The sequence below is a fragment of the Mesorhizobium sp. M1088 genome (genome assembly GCF_040318575.1).
Lineage (GTDB): Bacteria > Pseudomonadota > Alphaproteobacteria > Rhizobiales > Rhizobiaceae > Mesorhizobium.
In genome coordinates, this window is sequence record NZ_JAMYMO010000019.1 from 56,850 (window position 1) to 74,245 (window position 17,396).

Here is a 17,396-nt window from a genome sequence, read left to right on the forward strand (position 1 = left end):
GAGTACCAGACGATGACCATGTCCAGAGCCATTGCCGCCATGCTCGTGACCGCCGCATTGGCAGGCTGTGCGCAGACCGAAGCACAGCAGAGAACCAGCACTGGCGCGCTGCTCGGCGCCGGCGCCGGCGCGCTTGCCGGCCAGGCGATCGGCGGCAACACCAAGAGCACGGTCATCGGTGCCGGAGCCGGCGCCCTGCTGGGCGCCGTCGTCGGCAACGCCACCACGCCGCAGCCGCGCAGCGAACAGCTTTGCCGCTATCAGGATCGCACCAGCGGCCGCATCTACACCGCCCCCTGCGACGACCGGTATTATAACGGCGATTATTGATTGGTCCCTTCTCCCCGTTCCATGGGGAGAAAGCTCTGAAATGCCGGCTCCGCTCCTCACCAGCCCGCCGGTATCCTCTCCCCGTAGAACGGGGAGAGGGCGCAGCGTCAGCCTCGCGCATCCGTTTCCCCTGACGATTTGGTCCTTCCGCTGATTAGCGGTCAGCGCTATCGTCCAGGGCTACCCACGGGGGCGGGCAATGCGGACTATTGCAACATTGAGGCCGGCGATCCTGCGCCTCATAATCCTTTTGTCGCTTTGCTTGTTTGCAATGGAGCCAGTGAACTCAAAAGATGGCGACGTCTTCATATGTTCAGTAAGCGACTTCCACACATGGTCCGACATACCGTCATCAGATGACTCGGGATTCGTCGCAGCTAACAAGGCCAGGAAATTTGATATCCAAGAATTTGCCGATCACTTCATTGTAACCAGCAAATCGGGCACGTTCAAACCATCGTCAACGAAATACGATATCTTCCGACGAAACGTATATCAGATCGCTGCATTTGACAGCACGACATTTATGCTCGACACCTTCGTTATGAGGACAGCAAATATTGAAGGTCCTCCGACCAAGGCGCGGGTCACGCTACAAACTCCAACATATCTGAACACGTGGTATTTGGATTGCACCTTGCAGAATTGATGCCCGCAGAACCGATGGCTATTCGCGTTCAGGTTTTGCAGTCCATCAGCTAAATCTCTGACGTGCGAAGTCACTAGGATCATTCAATCCTTTTCCGGCTCGTCGAATGAATGAATCCCGGCCGACTCATTGCCGAGGCGCTCAAACACGTCTAGCGCCCGCTCTGAAACAACAAGCGTGTGGTTCGAAGCCATGCCGAAGTCATCATGTCCTGGCTGCCCATGGATCTTTATCCAGACGAAGGTTGGAAGTTCTGTTTCTGGCTGCAGCCGATGAAACAACTCCGAAGCAGTAACCTCGACGTCGGCAAACGTCGCCCCTGAAACTCGCATCTTCAGCAGCTCCAGCTCGGCTTCTTTGGTGACAAGATAACAGGGAAAACTCCTTATCAGGACATCACCTATCCAAACGTCAATCTCGTAGTGAAGTTTGTGCACAATCGGCGGGTGAACGCGGTTATCGAGAACCGTATTTTTGCCAAAATCACCAGCAACAAATGGCTCTACATAATAATAATCCATTTTTCACCTATATTTTCCGACAGGCGGCACGAAATGATGGCCATATTTCTTATCCATCATTGTAGAATGATCCAGAATCTGCTGCTCCGTTGGATACGGGTACTTTTCATAGAATTTGTCATTTTCGGCCCCTAATGATAACAAGATGCAGAATATCGTTTAAATCCTTAGGGATCTCGCGGAGATTTTCTATCGAATTGATCTTTTTCTTCGATAGGAAATTTAGAAGCCTCTTAAGTAATTTCTGCTCAGCCAGATGATGAATTACTACATCCTCGATGTTCACGTCGGGGTTCGCCTGAGCATACGCTTTCCTAAAGCCCCTACGCCTCCGCCCTCGCCGCCTTCTCCAGTGCCGCCAGTTGCGCCTCGTCCAGCGTCAGGAACCCCATAATATGCTGCACCACTTCGGCCCGCGCATTGCTGAGCGCGCTGTGCAGCTCGAAGCCGTTCGGCGTCTTGGTCTTGGCCAGCCACTCGCCATAGGACGGGCGGCGGTAATAGCCGGTTGCGGCCGCCAGGTCGGCCAGCACCATTTCGCCGTCCTGGCCTGAGAACACTCTGAGATAGGCCTTGGCCAGGGCATCCTGCGCCTTGGCCGGGCCGCCGGCCTGGCTGGAATGGGCGAAGCGTTTGCCGCTCATGCGCCCTGCCCGCCCGAAGCATCTTGCACACCCTGCGGCATCAGCCCGCCGAGCCCGTCGAGCAGGCCGCTGTCGCGCGCCTGCACTGCCGCCGGCACGGCATCCCTGGCGACCTTGCCGGCGGCAGCCATCGCCGCCATGCCGGCCTGTTCAGCTTGAGCCTTGGCTCTGGCATCGCGTATTCCCGCCACTTCGTCCTGGCGGCGAAAAATGCGCTGCGGGCTGCGGCCGGCGCCCTGCACGATCTTCAGCGCCTCGTCGCCGTCGATATTGTCCATCACGCCGGGATCGAACTGCGCCATCTGCATGGCCGTGGTGACAACCTGGATGGTGTCGCGCGCCTCGGCCGAACGGCGCAGCACGTCGAGCGGGCCGGTGAAGGTCGGCCGCAGCGCCTTGCCGGCAAGGCTCGCCGGCGGCAGGAAGCGGCTGTCTTCCTCGTAAAGTCCCTTGTCCTCGAGAATGCCCAGCTCGCGGTCGAGGTTAGAGGCAAAGCCGGCCTGGATGATCGAGCCGGACGGCCCGAGCAGCGCGCCCTTCTCCTCCTGCCGGATCAAGGCTTCGGTCGCCGTCATCTGCGGGTTCTGTACCAGCGTCTGGAACAGGTTGACGAACATCATGTCGCGGATCTCCTCGGCCCGGCTGTCGGCATAATTGAAGGCATAGGTCGGGTTCTGGCCGGTGGCGATCGGCGCGATCAGCGGCCGGCCGGCATCGTCGATGAGGCCGGGATAGTTCTCGCCGGGATTGAGCACCGGCACATAGTCGAGCCTTGCCTTGGAGGCGGTCGCCGGATCGGTGATCTGCTGCAGCGCGCGCAGGCCGGAGCGCCGCACGGCGTTCTCCTCGCGCACCGTCGTCAGCGCCTCGATGGTCGGCGAGATGCCGTACGGATCGCCCTCGTAGCGGCGCCAGTTGAAGCACGACACCGGGAACGAGCGAAAACCGCTTTCCCTGACGATCGCCTCCTCGTCCTCGATGACGTGATAGGAAGCGAACGCCGTATCGAGATACTGGTAGGAGCCGCTCAGACTGTACATCTTGCGCTCGTCGCGCGGCTGGATGCACTGGATCAGCGAGATCTTCGTCTCGCATTTGGCGGGGTCGTTGACCAGAACTTTGATCCGCGCCGGCAGTCTGTCGTAGCCGAGCAATTGCGCCGCCTGCCGCGCCGTGCGCTCGTAGCGGCGGTGGAAAATGTCGACCTGGCCCCAGCGGTTGCGCGAGAGATAGCCCTCGACCACCGGGATCGAGGCATAGCGGATCAGCGTGCCGCCAAAACCTTCCTCGGCATAGAGATAGGCCGGGCCGTAACGCACGACATTGCGCAGGCAGGCCTGCGTTGCCGGCACGAAGTTCGAATTGGCGGAGTAGCGCAGCGAGAACAGGAAATCGCGCAGCGCTTCCGCCCATTCCTTTTCCTCGTCGGTCTCCTCGTCGTTGATGGCCGCGGTCGACAGACCGTGCCATTTCTCCGACTGCGGGATGATCAGGCTTTCCAGCCCCGCGGCCAGCCGGTTGGCGGCCGAGTTTATGGTGTTGGCGTAGACACGCGCACCGCGCCGCTCCTGCCGCTCGGCCTGCGAATCGACGCCGGCCTTTCGGCTGCCGCTCCACATGTCGGGCGCATCGGGATCGCAGAATTCGGACACCGCCTCCCAGACATGCTCGTACTGGCTGCGCTCGCTCTCCAGTTCAGCCTGTCGCGACAGGATATCGCGAGCACGGGAATCGCTCATGGTCAGCCTCGCTTGATGAACTCAATGGGAAAAAGAAAGATGGCGGGACGTCGAAACTGCCAATCTCCCCACTTGAGGGGGAGATGTCCGATAGGACAGAGGGGGTCGTCTCGCGTGGATCGGCGACCCCCTCTGTCGCCTTCGGCGACATCTCCCCCTCAAGGGCAGGGCTATCGCATTTGGATTCTTACGAAGATGGACCCCCACCCTAACCCTCCCCACAAGGGGGAGGGAATGCTGCCGCGCGCCCTTACTTCCCCTTTTGGCGCCGAAAGGCAGGCAAATTTGCCGAGGTCAGCGCCAACGGAAGTCTCCCTCCCCCTTGTGGGGAGGGGTTAGGGGTGGGGGTACGTCGTAGAGCGAAAGCCTCGGCGTTCCATCTGCGATAGCCCTGCCCTCAAGGGGGGAGATCGGCAGCGCCTTATTCCGCCGGCGTCGTCTCCAGCGCGGCTTTGCGCCCAAAGCGCTGCACCACGAAACGGCCCATCTTCTGGCCGGGCACTTCGATCAGCGTGTAGGTGATCCAGGACAGCAGGCACACCACCGGCAAGACGACGACAACAACGACCGCGAAGCGCAACGGCGCCGACAGCTCGTGGCCGAACTGGGTGATGACCAGAGCCGCCACCGGCTGGAGAACCAGCAGATGGATCAAATAGATGCTGAAGGAAAGCTCACCCATCAAATGAAAGAACCTGTTGGCGAGCGTCATGGCGATCTTTCTGGCCACGATGCCCATCGTTCCCGGCAGCATCCGGTAGAGAACCAGGGCAAAGAACCCCAGGACGAGCGCTTCCCGCATCAACAGCTTGCTCAGCCCATAGCCGCCGCCGAACGGCAGCGCCGCCAGCAGCATGGCCAGTGCCAGATGCACGAAAGGCCGCTTCTGCCTTTGATGGACGACGCCCGCCAGCAGCATCCCGCACAGGAAAATCTGCATCTTCAACGGCAGGAACGACGGCATCGGAAAGTGGACCGACAATTGTCCCATCAAGAACACGATCGCGCTGCCGGTCGCCGCGACCAGCATGGCCGCCCATATCCAGTCAAGCCTGCGCACCAGCAGCATGATGGCCGGAAATAGCGCGTAGAACTGCATCTCCAGCCCGAGGCTCCAGTCGGGCAGCGGCGTGCGATAGGCGAAATTCGGCACCAGGCCGAACAGGAACAGCAGATGGGCGCCGATATTCTTCAGACCGCTGTCGAGATAACGCTCGGGCGCCTGCGGCGACCTCAGCAGGAACTCGTCGATGACCATTCTCGACCCGTAGAGATAGGGGCCAAGCGCCAGGGCAACGAACAGCATGACGTAGAACAGCGGCGCTATCCTGAAATAGCGGCGGGTCCAGAATTTCAGCCAGGTTTCCGGCCTTTGCCAGGGCTCCTTGTCCTGGCGCAGCTGGTAGTGGAACACCATCAGGAAGCCGGACAGCATGATGAACAGATCGACGCCGAGGTCCGGTTCGCCAAGAATAGGAATCTGCCAGCCGGTCAACAACAAGCAGTGCCCGATGAGTACCCAGATCGCGGCAAGCGCCCGAAGCCCGTCCAGGCACTCGATGCGCGATGACCCGGCTTCTGTCATGCCGAACTCCTCGATGGCCATGTTGCAATGCAGCATGGCGGCTGAGGGAGGAATGTCAACCGTGCGGAAGGAACACGATTTGCGCTGTGCTGTTACGGAAAACGCGGAACACCGCAGGGCAATTGTAGAGGCATTCACTTGAACACCCGGGGCGCGAAGGATCGCGGCTTTTGTGATCCCGGCAGGCAAGCTCCCGTCTATCTCTTCTTCACCAACCGCGCGTGCCGGCGCCAGTACCACCACGCCAGCGGAACACTCTTCTCATGGCGCCCATGTCACACCCCCAGCAGCACGCGGCGCTGGCCGGTGAGCTCACTGGGCGACAGATCGGTCTTCACCGTGCCGGCGGTGCCGTCATTGGCCGCAAGCTGGGCCCGCAAGGCGGCTTCGCGCGCCTGCACGTCCTTGTCGGCAATGGTCGGTGTCGGCGGCAACGGCTTCAGCGCCGGCGGCTTTTGAAAAAGGCACATGGTTTTCTCCAGAGTGAGAGGCTCTTGTCCAGTCGTAGAGCAGAAAATCCTCGCCGTTCCTGCCATAGCCCGGCAGGCGGCAGCGTTGCGTCGCGCCGAGCCGGCCTAGCCAGCGCAGCGCCAAATCATTGGCGGCCAGCGCTCGCGCCTCGACGCGCCAGGCGCCGCGCGCCGCAACTTCAGGCCCGAGCACGGCATGAAAGAATTCCGTAATCCCAGGCACGCAGCGCCTCATGCGGCGCGTGCCCCAGCTCCAGGCGATCCAAAGTCCGCTGCGCTGTTCGGCAGCGCCGAAGCCGGCCTCCGGATTGCCGTCGAGCTCGGCGACATAGGCAAACCCCTGCAGCGCCGTCAACGCCAGCAGCGCCGGCGACCAGTGGTCGAACTGGCAATCGATCTCGGCCCGGTCCTCGGGCCGGAGGTTGGCGGCGATATAGGAGAGATCGCGCAAAGTGGCGGGAATGATGCGGAGGGTCATGAGCAGGCCAGAGCCATGGCGTGGCCTTCCTTGTCACGCTATTTTCGACGTTAGGCAGCCGCCACCACGTCGTGCAGGCGAATGATAGATGCGGGACCGTGGCAGGAAATTATCCGGTCGCCTGCCTCGTTCTGTGATGACTGATGAAAGGCGACACCAAAAATGTACTTTCGATGAACCTCATAACCGGTCTCGCCGACGCGCTCGGCAAATATCCGCCAAAGAGCACCCCCGCTCATACCGCCATAAGTAGTTGGGCGACGCATATCTTCATCGAAGTGGAAAGTGACTTCTTTGATATCGTAACCACCAACGAAATTCTGACCGACGACTTTAGCAAACGTGGGGAGGGTCGTGAACGCTGTCGTCAGTCCGCCGGTGTCGGACAACAACGCTTCAGAAAATTCCTCAACAACGCCGGCAACAACATCGATGAAACTATCCTTTGGGAAGCCCGTGGGGAACGGCTCGCTAAAGTTTCGCGAGAGATTGTGGAAGGAGCAGCCCAGCGCCTCAAGCCTCACAATCTCGTTCGCGGGAAGCTGCAAAAACGCAAGATCAGGAACGTCCCTGCGGCGATCGTTCTCGGGAAGGTCAAATCGCCGACAATGTTGGATGACCAGGAGGTGTTTTTGTCGCTGTTTGTCCGGACGGCCAAAATCCAAAAACGGGACTTCCCCTTTGTCTGGAAGTTCATCAAGCACGTGGCGCGCAGTCATAACGCCGCGGCGTTCACCAATCCGCACCAAAGAACCCGATCCGGCAGAAATCGCTCGTTCAGGATTTTCTACGGATGCAAAGCAAACAGAATAAGCACCAAGGCTCCGCTCGATATCATGCATCGAAACAATTTCGTTCTCCATCTCCTCACCATACCTCATTCGACCTGGCCTACTTCTATCCACTTACCTTGCTTGCCGAATACCGAACCATCGCATTGCCCTTGTGAAGTTCGGACTCCCAAAGCATCATAGGCGTGGGTTGGGGGAACGATCGTGCGATTTCTATTCATCATCTTATCAATGTTTATGCTAACGGGACACGCAGGTGCGCAAGAGACTCAAAGAGTTGTCGTCACTCAAGACAATTACGCCGCGCCCATAGCCCCACATGAAGAACCCAATGCCAGAGTACAAAATGAACGGGATGAAATTTCCGAATATTGGAATCTTCTAGGGCATCGACTCAAGATTACCGATACGCTTTTGGTACTCTTCACCTTGCTATTGTCCTTTGCGACAGGAGCGCTTTGGTGGTCGACCCGAAAATTGGTGCAAGGAGCCGACAGGACTGCTGAAAGGCAATTGCGGGCATACATTTCTGTTGATAACGGCCCTATCGCCTTTCGCCAAGCCAAGCGAGCTCTCTTCGAATTTAGACTTCATATTACCAACAATGGCCTTACCCCAGCCAATAATGTTAGGATCATATCCAATGTTGCGATAACCAACTCGAACATACCAATTGGATTTGACTATTCCCTCACCGACTTGCCAATGAGCTCACCGTTCAGAAGCGTTACCAGCGTAGCGCCTCGACAATCAATGTTTCACTCGAGAATGGTTAAGCGTATGCCTGTCTCTGAACTTAGATTAATATCTAGCGGAGAGAATATTTTTCACGTTTGGGGACAGGTTATCTATGACGATATTTATCTCCGCAACCGACAAACAAATTTCAGCTTTATAATTTTCGCGGCACGAAGGCGTCAAGAAGCTGTATGGCATCGAACAGAAGAACATAATAATTCAAATTGAGAGTAGCGAACAACGTTGGCCGCAGAGACCGGCACCGGCGCTACTGTAATTTGGCCTGATCTCTCACCGAAACGCCCCCAGCGGATCGCTCTGCCTCGCCTTCCGCCGCGCGGCCTTGAACAGAGCCGGGTCGACCACCGCTTCCCTCAGCATCGGCCCGACCGCCACAGAACCGTCGGCGAACTGCGCGCGGGTGCCAAGCCTCTATTTGTAAGCCACTGCTGCGCTTGCAGGTCCCGCCAATGGGATAATCTGGCAGCGACTAAACCCTGCCTCTTTGCACCACTCGGTGAACTGGGCGCCGGTGAAGTCAAACGCCTCGCCAAATTCGATCAGCATGTTCAGCGACATCATGAGACCGAAGCCGTTTTGCCTGCGTTCATCGTCGATGATGTTCTCGATGGCGACCAGCGCGCCACCGGTCGGCAATGCACGATAGGCCTTGGCGATCAGCATTTTCTTGTTCTCGAGATTCCAGTCGTGAAGGATCATTCCCATCGTGATGATGTCCGCCTTGGGGAATTCGTCCGCGAAGAAGTCGATCGTCTCGGCGATGACCCGGCCGCCGAGATTGCGCTCCCTCAAGCGCCGTTCGGCGATCGGCTGCACATCGGCGAGATCGCACGTCCGGCATTGCATGTGCGGATGCCGCGCCGCGACGATGGCCGAAAGCTGCCCGGTTGCGCCGCCTATATCGGCCAGCGTCTTATAGTTGGAAAAGTCGAATTTCTCGGCAAACGCCGTGAAATTGCCCATGGAGATGCCGCTCATCGCGTCCATGAACTGCTCCAGGCGCGCCGGGTCCGCATAGAGCTCGCCGAACATCGACTTGCCTGTCTCCTTGATCTCGTTTTGAGGCTTTCCGGTTTGCAATGCCGGTGTGAGATCGCCCCAGAACCGATACAGGCGTGCGTTCGCCATCTCAAGGATTCCACCGATGTATTGGGGGCTCCGCTTGACCAGGAACAGCGCGGTCGATGGCGTATTGCCGTATTTGCCGGTTTCACCGGCGCCGTCCCTCTGCAGCAATCCGAGCGCGACGAGGGTGTCGAGAAAATCATACGTTGCGCGCGGATGCAGCCCCATCGCGCCTTGCAGTTCGAGGCCCGTTTTGGGCCCGTCCGCAAGCAGCGAGAAGAGTCCCAGTTCCACGGCGCTCAACAATGTCTTGGCTGGCCAGAACCCAAAGCCAATTTGCAGTATGTGGTCTGGAGAAATTCCGTTTTGCATCTGATCCTCCCCTATCGGCGAACGCCCCCGTGAGGCCACGCCGATGCGTCCCTTGAGCGGGATCATTCGATGCTACACCACGTCCACGGACGTTCACTACAGTTTTCCAATCGGAGCCGGAGCGCATTACCTCCCTCCCCGATTTTCCTCACCGAAACGCCCCCAGCGGATCGGCCTGCCCGGCCTTGCGCCGCGCGGCCTTGAACACCGCCGGGTCGACCTGCGCCTCCCTCAGCATCATCACGCCGTAGCGGGTGGCCGCCATCAGATCGTCGCGCAATTTCACCACCTGGCCATCCCTGCGGTGATAGAGCCGGAACTCCTCGAACCAGGGCAAAAGCGTCGAAAACACCTTGAAGCGGCCGCTCTGCATGCGGTCCAGCATCTCCATCAGCCCAGCCTCGACAGAGACGGAACCGTCGGCGAACTGCGCATGGCTGGCGAGCATGTTGAGCCCATGTGCTGAATACTGCCTGGCAAGTGCGGTGCCCGCCCCTTCCAGCGTCTCGCGACGACCGTCGCGCGGCCAGGCAAAGGGCAGCCATTCGCCCCACGGCTTCAGCGTCAGCGCCTGCATGGCGGGAGTCTGCTGCGAGGCGCGGCAGGCCTTCGTGACATAGACGACGTCGGCCTCGGTATCCCAGGCAAGCTCGACCGCGGCCGAGGGATGGTCCCAGCCGAAATCGAGCGCGCCGAGCCTTGGCCAATAGCGCGGCAGCGGGAACGGCTCGCAGGCGATCAGTTCCTCGGCCACCGGAAAGATGCGGCCGGAGCCGAGCACCGGAATGCCCTTGGCCCGCGCCTCGCGCTCATGCACCGGATAGGCGGCAATGATCTCGGCGCGCTGCTGCGGCGTATAATGTTCGGCATCGTCGATGGTCATGAAGGTGACGTGACGGGTCATTGTTTTTCACCCTCGCGGCATTGAATCGTGGTGGCGGGTGCGCGCTTCAACGCCCCGCCTCGCGGCTCCGTTTGCATCGCTCGGAACACCTGCCACGGAGCCGGTCGAAAAGTCGGGATCAGATCGCCCGACGTTTGATGCGCACGACTTTCGGCGCCTGTGCATCCATGAACATGTAGCACCGGCCTAGCAGCGCCTTTTTGCCAAAATCATCGAATACGTTCTGCCCGAGCGGCGTGAACAACACCTCGTCGGTCGTCAGTCCGTCCTGGTGGCGAGCCTCGATCTCTGGCCAATGCGCCTTGGCAATGTCGGTCAGCACGACGTTGAAGGCAGGATGATTGTAACTGACCAACAAATTGCCATCGTCCATATCAGACGGTTTCATGTCCGGGTGGTAGTTGTAGATCTCGGCAAGCGTCTGGATGGCTGCCAAGGATGCAGCGCCATCGGAAAGACCAGCCTCCGTCAGCACACAGGTGCCGTTTTCAAGGATGGCAAAGTCACGCTCCTGGTTGAAGTAGTAGCCAAAGCGCTCTTCGATGCGATCGATGGGCTGCGAAAACGATGGCCGCCATTTCGGGACAGGAGGAAAGGTCGCTGACATCTCTGCTCTGCCCGCTGATGATACTGCAATTGAAGACAGGCCGCCGATGAACACCATCCGCCTATTCATAGTCGTGATCTCCCGCCCAACGCAGTCAGTCTAGTTTCGGATCGTGACTTGGCAACCGCGATGATCTCGGCGCAGCGTGTAGTGTCCGGCATCGTCGATGGTCATGAAGGTGACGTGGCGGGTCATTGTGCGCCCTCGCGGCATTGAATCGTGGTGGCAGGCGCTGGACGGATGATGTTGTTTGACAAAGAATATGACGCGGTCGGTCAAAAGCCTGGGTTCCTCGCCCCACGGAGTGGGGAGAGGTGGCTCGGCGAAGCCGAGACGGAGAGGGGAATTGCGCCGACCTGTGCAGACAACAATCGAGAGAGCCAGCGTCTGGTTCTTGCCAAAGTCCCCTCTCCGGCCGCTGCGCGGCCACCTTGCATAAGGAATCGGGTACGTCTGCTTGTGTTCCGCAAGGAACGCCAATCGCCGGGTGGCCACCCGGCGATTGGCGCCGATCATCGGATCGCAGCCACCTGAACCGTTTCGGGCTCTGGGAGAGCAAGATCGCGATCGGCTCTTCATCGTGGCCCGGATGGTTGCTGGAACAACCTGGTTCGTATGCAAGGCAGGGACGACGAAGATGACCAAGACTAGCACAAAGGTCGGCGGGATCGACACCGGCAAGGCATCGCTCGAAGTCGGTACTTATCCGGCAGGCGACAACTTGCAGGTAGCCAATACCGGTGATGGGCATAAGGAGCTCGTGGCGTGGTTGAGGGCGCGCAGGATCAAACGCGTCGGCATTGAGGCCAGCGGCGGCTATGAACGGGCCGTGGTGGCCTTCTTGCGCCGGAATGGCCTTGAGGTCGTGCTCCTCCAGCCGCGCCAGGTTCGCGCTTTCGCCATTTACAAGCTGCGCCGTGCCAAGAACGATCGCCTCGATGCAGCCCTTATCGCCGAGTGCACCGCCAATCTGGGCGAGGTGCGCGAGGCACCCGACAGCAGGTTGGCCCCACTTGCCGAGCATCTGCTCTTCATCGAGCAGCTCGAGCTGGATATCGCCCGTCTCAAAACCCGGCGTGAGCGCTTCACCGACAAGCGCATCCTCAAGCAGATCGAGCATGAGATCGAGGTGCTGAAGCGCTGCTGTCGGGCCGAGCTCGCTCGCCTGCAGGCTGCTGTATGCAAACACGATGATCTGGCCTGCAGGCTGGAGCTGATCGAAAGCATCGACGGCATCGGTATGCGAACCGCGCTGACCCTGGTTGTTCTCCTGCCCGAACTCGGCAGGCTCAGCCGTGAACAGATCTGCGCACTGATCGGGGTGGCTCCCTTTGACGACGACTCCGGCGAGCGTGCCGGCGAACGCCACATCGCCGGCGGTCGCGCTCGCGTGTGTAGGGCCCTCTTCAACGCCGCATTGCCCGCGGCCCAGCGCTGGAACAACGCCTTGGTCGCCTTGTACGGCCGCCTCATCGCGCGCGGCAAAGCTCATAAGACCGCTCTCATCGCTTGCGTCAGAAAGCTTGTCATCTTCGCCAACACCATCGTTGGCCGCGGTTCTCCATGGATCAAAGATGCGCCACCCCGTCCAGCTACCGCATAATGGTTGCGCTCTCCCCACTTTGTGGGGCGAGGAACCCAAGTCCTGCGATGTCACCTCCCCATCCCTCCCACCTGCTCCGCAGACAAAAACAGCAGCACCACATCGCTCATGCCGAGCAGCGGCGTGAAGGTGACGATGGTGATGCCGCCGGTGGCGTTGGTGCGGGTCAGCCCTTCGGAGTAGATGTCGAGCGGCGGTTCCTCGTCGAACCAGACGCCGTGCAGCGTTTCGCCCTGCCATTTCTCGCGACCCTTCTCGTAGCTCTTGAACGACAGCACCGATTCACCGGCCTGGACGTCGCCACCGCCGCCCCAGCGCACCACGACGCTGTCGAGCGCGCCCGGCGCCCGTCCCGCCATCGTGCTGACGAGGGCGTCGGCCGGGATCATGCCGGTGCCCCATGCCGCCTGCTGCTGCGGCGGGCCGATCAGGATGCGCTGCGGGTTGTCGCGCGTGCTTTCGCCGGTGACGCCGGCCGCCCACATCCGAACCGGACAATCGAAAACCTTGCCTTGCCACCAATCTGGATAGCGGCCGGTGAGGTGCATCGCCCATTCGGCGCCGCCGGCCCTGGTCTTGCCGAGCTGGTTGCCGGCCATGAACAGGCGCTCGCGATTAGTCGCGCCGGCTGCATGGAACTCGGCCTGCCTGGGATAGGGCCGATAGGCGGCAAGCTGGTTAGTGCGGCGCCTGCGGTCCAGCTCCGCCAGCAGGCTGAGATATTCCGTCCTTGCCGCCCGGCTCTGCGAGGCCTTTTGCGAAGCCCGGCTTCTCGAGGAACGGCCTAAGGACGGCTTCGAGGCCGCGGATGCGCTGCCTGATTTCGTCATCGCTCAATGCATCCATGTTGTTGATGTTGACATTAAGATCCTTGGGCAGCACCGACAGCACGAGCTTCAGGTACTGATCGGGCTTTTCGCCGCGCACCTCGGCGATGACGCCGGCGCCATGGGCGCGAAAATCGGCGCGGATCGCTTCGAGAAAGCCGTCGGCCAGCGTCTTCTTCGGCCGCCTGGTTCGGCTGCCGGGTGCTTGATCGTGCGGCTGCGGATCGCCGGCGGAAGGAGCCTTGGCCATGCCCTACTCCGCTGTCCCGGCGGACATCGGCTTCTTGTTGCCTGGCCGCACGATGCGCCTGCGCGGCCTGGCCTTCTTGCCGGCGCGTGCCGACTTCGGCTTCCGCGGCTGGCTTGCCGGTTTCGCATCAGTCGTCGTGCCGGGCTTCATCGCACCGGCGTCGGGCAAGGCATTCAGCCTTGCCCTGAGAATTGCCGCCGCCTTGTCGTCGAGTGCTCCCGACGGGAAGCCGAAGCCGCCGACCGCATCGACGGTACCGCCACGCACCATGCCGATCCGCACGCCGGCGGCGACCTGCTCGAAGCGGCCATGGCGGGCATAGGGTGCGGCGCCGGCGAACTCGCCAACAGCGCTGACGACCTCGCGGCCGTCATCGTCGGTGATGATGGTGGCGTAACGGTTGGACATGGGGATGTTCTCTGAAGTGGGCGCACGGGCGCGTTGGGAAATCTATGGACGATAGGTGATTGCGGACCGGGATAGTCGGTCGCGTTCATTCGCGCCGACATACCTCGGCAGCACACGCAACATTCGGTCGAACAGGAGCCCGAAATGAAAAACCCGCCTCGGCGGGCGGGTCGTTGGAGCCAATTGGCACCATACCCAAATTAGTAGCATAGCTGCCGGCACAAAGCAAGAACAAAATGTGGCGCGGCGGCAGAAAAATGCACTGACGACCTCGCACCCTCGTCGGTGAACGGCTGGAAGGAAGGCGAAAAGGGCGGGCATTGCGTGAGACTTGCGTTGATGGGATGGTGGTTGCGCTTGAGGGGAACGCGTCATGGGCAATGTCACCAGTCACTACGGCAGCGAGGGCAGCGACGGCATCGTCGATCGCATATTGGCCGCGATCCCGGACGCCGACCCGGCCGGCAAACTCGCGGCCGCGCAACTCTATCCGTTCGATCAGTTCCATGGCCGCGAACTGACCGCCACGCAGGAGCATGCGGCCCGTCTTGCTCCTTCGCCGACAGATCGAATCCTGGATATCGGCAGCGGCATTGGCGGGCCGGCAAGGTTTCTGGCCTCGGCCTATGGCTGCGAGGTCGACGGCATCGACCTGACACCAGCCTTTGTCGCCGCGTCGAGCCGATTGACCGCACTCAGCGGACTGGCAGACAAAGTTCGCTTCCATCAGGCCGACGCAACGAAACTGCCTTTTGGCGACAGCACCTTCGATGCGGCGATCTGCTTCTATGTGGGCATGAACATCGAGAACAAAGCCGCGGTCATCGACGAGGCCTGGCGCGTGCTGAAACCGCGAGGCAGGCTGATCTGGACCGAAGCCGTACTCGCCGGCGGCGAGCCCTACTATCCCATGCCCTGGGCGGTTTCTGCGGCGACCAGCCACCTCGCCGATCGGGAAAAATTGAAAACCCTGTTTGTCGATGCCGGATTTCGCATCGACGAAATCGTCGACGAAACCGGCGAACATGTTGAGCTGGCGCTGAAGAGGGCCAATTCCGGCATCGTGCCCTCGCCGGCGCAGCAGCAGGCAAATGAAGTCGTCATGGGCGCGGAATTCCTGCAGCGCCGCCGCAACTATATCCGAAGCCTGAGTGACGGAAAGCTCGCCTCGCTCGCCGTGATCGTCTCCAAACCGGCCTGAAACAAAAAACCCGCCTCGGCGGGCGGGCCGTTGGAGCCAATTGGCACCATACCCAAATTAGTAGCATAGCTGCCGGCACAAAGCAAGAACAAAATGTGGCGCGGCGACAAAAAACCGAATTTCTCTTCGGCGCCTCGCGTTACCCGCCAGCCACTTTGTGGGCGCGAACGCAGCGTCGGCAATTGGCGCTTCCTCCATTTGCCGGGGCATCTCACCGGCCGACGAGCAGCCGCAGCCGCGGATCAGAACAGGCATTCGCGCGTTTGAACCCCAGCCAATGGGAGCAAAAGCCATGAACGTCGCCAATCTGCAACTCGAAGGCCTGCTGATGGCCATCGCATCGATCAATCAGGTCCTGGTCCGCAAGGGCGTGGTCTCCGTCGAAGAGATAGACATCGCCTTGCGCAAGGCCGAAGCCAGCGAGACCAACGAGGAAAGGTCCGAAGGCATGTCGGCGTCGAGCCGCGATGCCGTCAACTTCCCGATCCGGTTGCTGGAGTTGGCCAATCAATGTCAGCCGGAGACGGACATGCCGTCCTTTTCGAAACTGGCGCGCATGGTCGGTCAGATCAAGGAACCTTACAACGACCAGATGTGACGCGGCGACCGAGGATGACCGCCGCAGCAAGCTTTGGCATCACCCCCTGCCAAGCCTCAGCGCCAGGACGCGGCCCGGCCCGTGCACGGCGGCAAACAGCAGCCCGGCCAGGAAGGTGAAGTGATCGACGAAGAAGCCGAACTCCGCCTGGTTGCCGGCCCAGTGCGACGGCCCGTGGAAGGCAAAGCCGAGGAACAGCACATAGGCGCCGGCGACGAGTGCTGCCCATGAGAAGAAGGCGCCGGTCAGGAAGCATAGAACGAGGACGACCTCGAGCAGGGCTGCGCACCAGGCCAGGAAGAGCGGGAATGGAAACCCGGCCGCCGCGATATAGCCGGCGGTGGCGCCGATATCGACGAATTTGAAGATCACGGCCATCAGGAAGACGGCGGCAAAGATCAGGCGGGCGATAAGGATTGCCGCGGTCTGCCACGGCGACTGAACGGATGATTGAGCGGTTTCCAAGGTCATGATGTCCTCCCAAGAGTTACGGTGGTTGTGCCCCAAGGACGCACCACCAGCCGCAAGCCCGACATCATCCCCCGAAAAACCTGAGAGATACAAGCGGGCGACACCAAAGTGGCGCCTTCCCTTCTCCCCTTGTGGGAGAAGGTGTCGCCGAAGGCGACGGATGAGGGGTGCTCCAGCTTGGCGCCGGCGGCACTCCGTCCAACACCCCTCATCCGTCTCGGCGCTGCGCGCCGATCCACCTTCTCCCACAAGGGGAGAAGGAAGGTTGCACTACCCCACCTTGACCCCCGGCTTGCTGATCGGCTCGCGTACCGTTCCATACTGGCTGCCCCAGCGGTCGGTCATCGCCCAGCGTATGTCCCAGAGTTCCGGGAAGAAGCGGTGGCGGGCGCCGGCTTCCAGCAATTCGACCGGCCGGCCCTTCAGCGATTTCGCGCCGAGGCCGATCGTGCGGTGGATGAGATAGAGGTGGTTGGCACGGAATTTCTGGAACAGCTCGTCGAACTCGATCAGCGCTTCGGCAACGACATAGCTGTCGCCGTGATCGTAGCCGGTATCGTAGACATCCTCGACCGAAAGGCCGCGGTCGTCGAGGTACGACGCCTTGAAGGCCCGCCACAGATCGGGCGGCAGGCGCAGCAGTTGCTTGAAGCCCGGCGATTCCTGGCCGCTGCCATTGCCGAGCTGCAGCCGGATCTGCTGGTATTCCTTGGGCGACATGGTTTCGAGCAGGTCGAGCTGCGCCGTCATCAGCCGCATCAGCCGGTGCACGCGCCCCATCAGCGTGACGATGCGATGCGTGTCCTGCTTTTCCAGGAAATCAACGACATCGACCAGCGTATAGGCGATGAGCTTCATCCACAGCTCCTCGACCTGATGCACGATCTGGAACTGCAACTCGTCGGCATTCACCATCTCGGCCAGCGGCTTCTGGCAGGCAAGCAGCCTGTCGCATTTGAGGTAGACGCCATAGTCGCGCATCTCAGGCGTTTCGATGCGGGCATAATAGTCCTGCTTGTCCATGGCCATGCTCCTTGCCCCGGCCGTTGGGCCGCAGGCGCTTGTTGGATCCCGGTCCCTCAAGTCTAATCGCTTTCTTGCCGAACATTGTCCCTTTCTGTTAT

General features: G+C 60.6%; 19 protein-coding genes and 1 pseudogene. 5 read left to right on the forward strand and 15 right to left on the reverse strand.

Annotated elements, in window-relative coordinates:
• Window positions 1-12: 12 nt before the first annotated feature.
• Window positions 13-330 carry a YMGG-like glycine zipper-containing protein gene (locus tag NKH49_RS21035; RefSeq protein ID WP_352453776.1) on the forward strand — a complete coding sequence of 106 codons (318 nt, stop codon included), beginning with the start codon at window positions 13-15 and terminating at the stop codon, window positions 328-330.
• Between the two features lie 732 nt (window positions 331-1,062).
• Here the strand turns inward: NKH49_RS21035 and NKH49_RS21040 are convergent.
• From NKH49_RS21040 to NKH49_RS21065, 6 genes are all read right to left on the reverse strand, one after another.
• Entirely contained in the window at window positions 1,063-1,500 is a 438-nt protein-coding gene (locus NKH49_RS21040; RefSeq protein WP_352927617.1) for a hypothetical protein, read from the reverse strand.
• A gap of 323 nt (window positions 1,501-1,823) precedes the next feature.
• Window positions 1,824-2,144: a Bbp19 family protein gene (locus NKH49_RS21045; RefSeq protein ID WP_352927620.1), complete on the reverse strand. Its 321-nt coding sequence runs from the start codon at window positions 2,142-2,144 to the stop codon at window positions 1,824-1,826.
• Window positions 2,141-3,883 carry a portal protein gene (locus tag NKH49_RS21050; protein WP_352927623.1) on the reverse strand — a complete coding sequence of 581 codons (1,743 nt, stop codon included), beginning with the start codon at window positions 3,881-3,883 and terminating at the stop codon, window positions 2,141-2,143. The genes NKH49_RS21045 and NKH49_RS21050 overlap by 4 nt, the downstream gene beginning before the upstream one ends.
• 421 nt (window positions 3,884-4,304) lie before the next feature.
• Entirely contained in the window at window positions 4,305-5,468 is a 1,164-nt protein-coding gene (locus NKH49_RS21055; RefSeq protein ID WP_352927626.1) for an acyltransferase family protein, read from the reverse strand.
• 354 nt (window positions 5,469-5,822) lie between these two features.
• Window positions 5,823-6,416 carry a hypothetical protein gene (locus NKH49_RS21060; RefSeq protein WP_352927629.1) on the reverse strand — a complete coding sequence of 198 codons (594 nt, stop codon included), beginning with the start codon at window positions 6,414-6,416 and terminating at the stop codon, window positions 5,823-5,825.
• A gap of 50 nt (window positions 6,417-6,466) precedes the next feature.
• Window positions 6,467-7,279, reverse strand: coding sequence for a hypothetical protein (locus tag NKH49_RS21065; protein WP_352927632.1), 813 nt, complete (start codon window positions 7,277-7,279; stop codon window positions 6,467-6,469).
• A 132-nt stretch (window positions 7,280-7,411) separates the two neighbouring features.
• Between NKH49_RS21065 and NKH49_RS21070 the strand changes: the two genes are divergently transcribed.
• A complete protein-coding gene (locus NKH49_RS21070) occupies window positions 7,412-8,173 on the forward strand; it encodes a DUF8453 domain-containing protein (RefSeq protein WP_352927635.1) in 762 nt (253 codons plus the stop codon).
• Between the two features lie 204 nt (window positions 8,174-8,377).
• Here the strand turns inward: NKH49_RS21070 and NKH49_RS21075 are convergent, their stop codons facing one another.
• The 4 genes from NKH49_RS21075 to NKH49_RS21090 all read right to left on the reverse strand — a co-directional run bounded on the left by NKH49_RS21075 (window position 8,378) and on the right by NKH49_RS21090 (window position 11,193).
• Entirely contained in the window at window positions 8,378-9,469 is a 1,092-nt protein-coding gene (locus NKH49_RS21075) for a methyltransferase (RefSeq protein WP_352927638.1), read from the reverse strand.
• An 82-nt stretch (window positions 9,470-9,551) separates the two neighbouring features.
• Window positions 9,552-10,307 (reverse strand): phage terminase large subunit family protein, encoded by a 756-nt coding sequence (locus NKH49_RS21080; protein ID WP_352927641.1) that lies wholly within the window; start codon window positions 10,305-10,307, stop codon window positions 9,552-9,554.
• A gap of 118 nt (window positions 10,308-10,425) precedes the next feature.
• A complete protein-coding gene (locus tag NKH49_RS21085; protein ID WP_352748717.1) occupies window positions 10,426-10,983 on the reverse strand; it encodes a hypothetical protein in 558 nt (185 codons plus the stop codon).
• A 30-nt stretch (window positions 10,984-11,013) separates the two neighbouring features.
• Window positions 11,014-11,193, reverse strand: a complete 180-nt coding sequence (locus tag NKH49_RS21090; RefSeq protein WP_352927645.1) for a hypothetical protein — start codon at window positions 11,191-11,193, stop codon at window positions 11,014-11,016.
• A gap of 223 nt (window positions 11,194-11,416) precedes the next feature.
• Here NKH49_RS21090 and NKH49_RS21095 point away from each other — a divergent pair, with 223 nt between their 5' ends.
• A complete protein-coding gene (locus NKH49_RS21095; protein ID WP_352927648.1) occupies window positions 11,417-12,517 on the forward strand; it encodes an IS110 family RNA-guided transposase in 1,101 nt (366 codons plus the stop codon).
• An 83-nt stretch (window positions 12,518-12,600) separates the two neighbouring features.
• Here NKH49_RS21095 and NKH49_RS21100 read toward each other — a convergent pair.
• The 3 genes and pseudogenes from NKH49_RS21100 to NKH49_RS21110 all read right to left on the reverse strand — a co-directional run.
• A pseudogene (locus tag NKH49_RS21100) lies at window positions 12,601-13,230 on the reverse strand (terminase large subunit domain-containing protein); the annotation flags it as partial.
• Window positions 13,196-13,594, reverse strand: coding sequence for a hypothetical protein (locus NKH49_RS21105; RefSeq protein WP_352927651.1), 399 nt, complete (start codon window positions 13,592-13,594; stop codon window positions 13,196-13,198). The pseudogene NKH49_RS21100 and the gene NKH49_RS21105, both read right to left, overlap by 35 nt.
• 3 nt (window positions 13,595-13,597) lie before the next feature.
• Window positions 13,598-14,002 carry a hypothetical protein gene (locus NKH49_RS21110; RefSeq protein WP_352927654.1) on the reverse strand — a complete coding sequence of 135 codons (405 nt, stop codon included), beginning with the start codon at window positions 14,000-14,002 and terminating at the stop codon, window positions 13,598-13,600.
• A gap of 373 nt (window positions 14,003-14,375) precedes the next feature.
• On the opposite strand from NKH49_RS21110, the gene NKH49_RS21115 reads away from it, so the two are divergent.
• Window positions 14,376-15,203 (forward strand): class I SAM-dependent methyltransferase, encoded by an 828-nt coding sequence (locus tag NKH49_RS21115; protein WP_352472084.1) that lies wholly within the window; start codon window positions 14,376-14,378, stop codon window positions 15,201-15,203.
• Between the two features lie 292 nt (window positions 15,204-15,495).
• Entirely contained in the window at window positions 15,496-15,801 is a 306-nt protein-coding gene (locus NKH49_RS21120) for a hypothetical protein (RefSeq protein ID WP_352472199.1), read from the forward strand.
• 39 nt (window positions 15,802-15,840) lie between these two features.
• Here the strand turns inward: NKH49_RS21120 and NKH49_RS21125 are convergent, their stop codons facing one another.
• Window positions 15,841-16,272, reverse strand: a complete 432-nt coding sequence (locus NKH49_RS21125) for a DoxX family protein (RefSeq protein WP_352836861.1) — start codon at window positions 16,270-16,272, stop codon at window positions 15,841-15,843.
• Between the two features lie 270 nt (window positions 16,273-16,542).
• Entirely contained in the window at window positions 16,543-17,295 is a 753-nt protein-coding gene (locus tag NKH49_RS21130; protein WP_352472085.1) for a tryptophan 2,3-dioxygenase family protein, read from the reverse strand.
• Window positions 17,296-17,396 lie beyond the last annotated feature (101 nt).

Excerpts from the sequence above, each read along its gene's own strand:
- NKH49_RS21045 (WP_352927620.1), bottom strand. The coding sequence starts at position 2,144 with ATGAGCGGCAAACGCTTCGCCCATTCCAGCCAGGCCGGCGGCCCGGCC.
- NKH49_RS21040 (WP_352927617.1), bottom strand. The coding sequence starts at position 1,500 with ATGGATTATTATTATGTAGAGCCATTTGTTGCTGGTGATTTTGGCAAA.
- NKH49_RS21050 (WP_352927623.1), bottom strand. The coding sequence starts at position 3,883 with ATGAGCGATTCCCGTGCTCGCGATATCCTGTCGCGACAGGCTGAACTG.
- NKH49_RS21120 (WP_352472199.1), top strand. The coding sequence starts at position 15,496 with ATGAACGTCGCCAATCTGCAACTCGAAGGCCTGCTGATGGCCATCGCA.
- NKH49_RS21075 (WP_352927638.1), bottom strand. The coding sequence starts at position 9,469 with ATGATCCCGCTCAAGGGACGCATCGGCGTGGCCTCACGGGGGCGTTCG.
- NKH49_RS21125 (WP_352836861.1), bottom strand. The coding sequence starts at position 16,272 with ATGACCTTGGAAACCGCTCAATCATCCGTTCAGTCGCCGTGGCAGACC.
- NKH49_RS21115 (WP_352472084.1), top strand. The coding sequence starts at position 14,376 with ATGGGCAATGTCACCAGTCACTACGGCAGCGAGGGCAGCGACGGCATC.
- NKH49_RS21110 (WP_352927654.1), bottom strand. The coding sequence starts at position 14,002 with ATGTCCAACCGTTACGCCACCATCATCACCGACGATGACGGCCGCGAG.
- NKH49_RS21060 (WP_352927629.1), bottom strand. The coding sequence starts at position 6,416 with ATGACCCTCCGCATCATTCCCGCCACTTTGCGCGATCTCTCCTATATC.
- NKH49_RS21055 (WP_352927626.1), bottom strand. The coding sequence starts at position 5,468 with ATGACAGAAGCCGGGTCATCGCGCATCGAGTGCCTGGACGGGCTTCGG.
- NKH49_RS21035 (WP_352453776.1), top strand. The coding sequence starts at position 13 with ATGACCATGTCCAGAGCCATTGCCGCCATGCTCGTGACCGCCGCATTG.
- NKH49_RS21065 (WP_352927632.1), bottom strand. The coding sequence starts at position 7,279 with ATGGAGAACGAAATTGTTTCGATGCATGATATCGAGCGGAGCCTTGGT.
- NKH49_RS21080 (WP_352927641.1), bottom strand. The coding sequence starts at position 10,307 with ATGACCCGTCACGTCACCTTCATGACCATCGACGATGCCGAACATTAT.
- NKH49_RS21105 (WP_352927651.1), bottom strand. The coding sequence starts at position 13,594 with ATGGCCAAGGCTCCTTCCGCCGGCGATCCGCAGCCGCACGATCAAGCA.
- NKH49_RS21130 (WP_352472085.1), bottom strand. The coding sequence starts at position 17,295 with ATGGACAAGCAGGACTATTATGCCCGCATCGAAACGCCTGAGATGCGC.
- NKH49_RS21085 (WP_352748717.1), bottom strand. The coding sequence starts at position 10,983 with ATGAATAGGCGGATGGTGTTCATCGGCGGCCTGTCTTCAATTGCAGTA.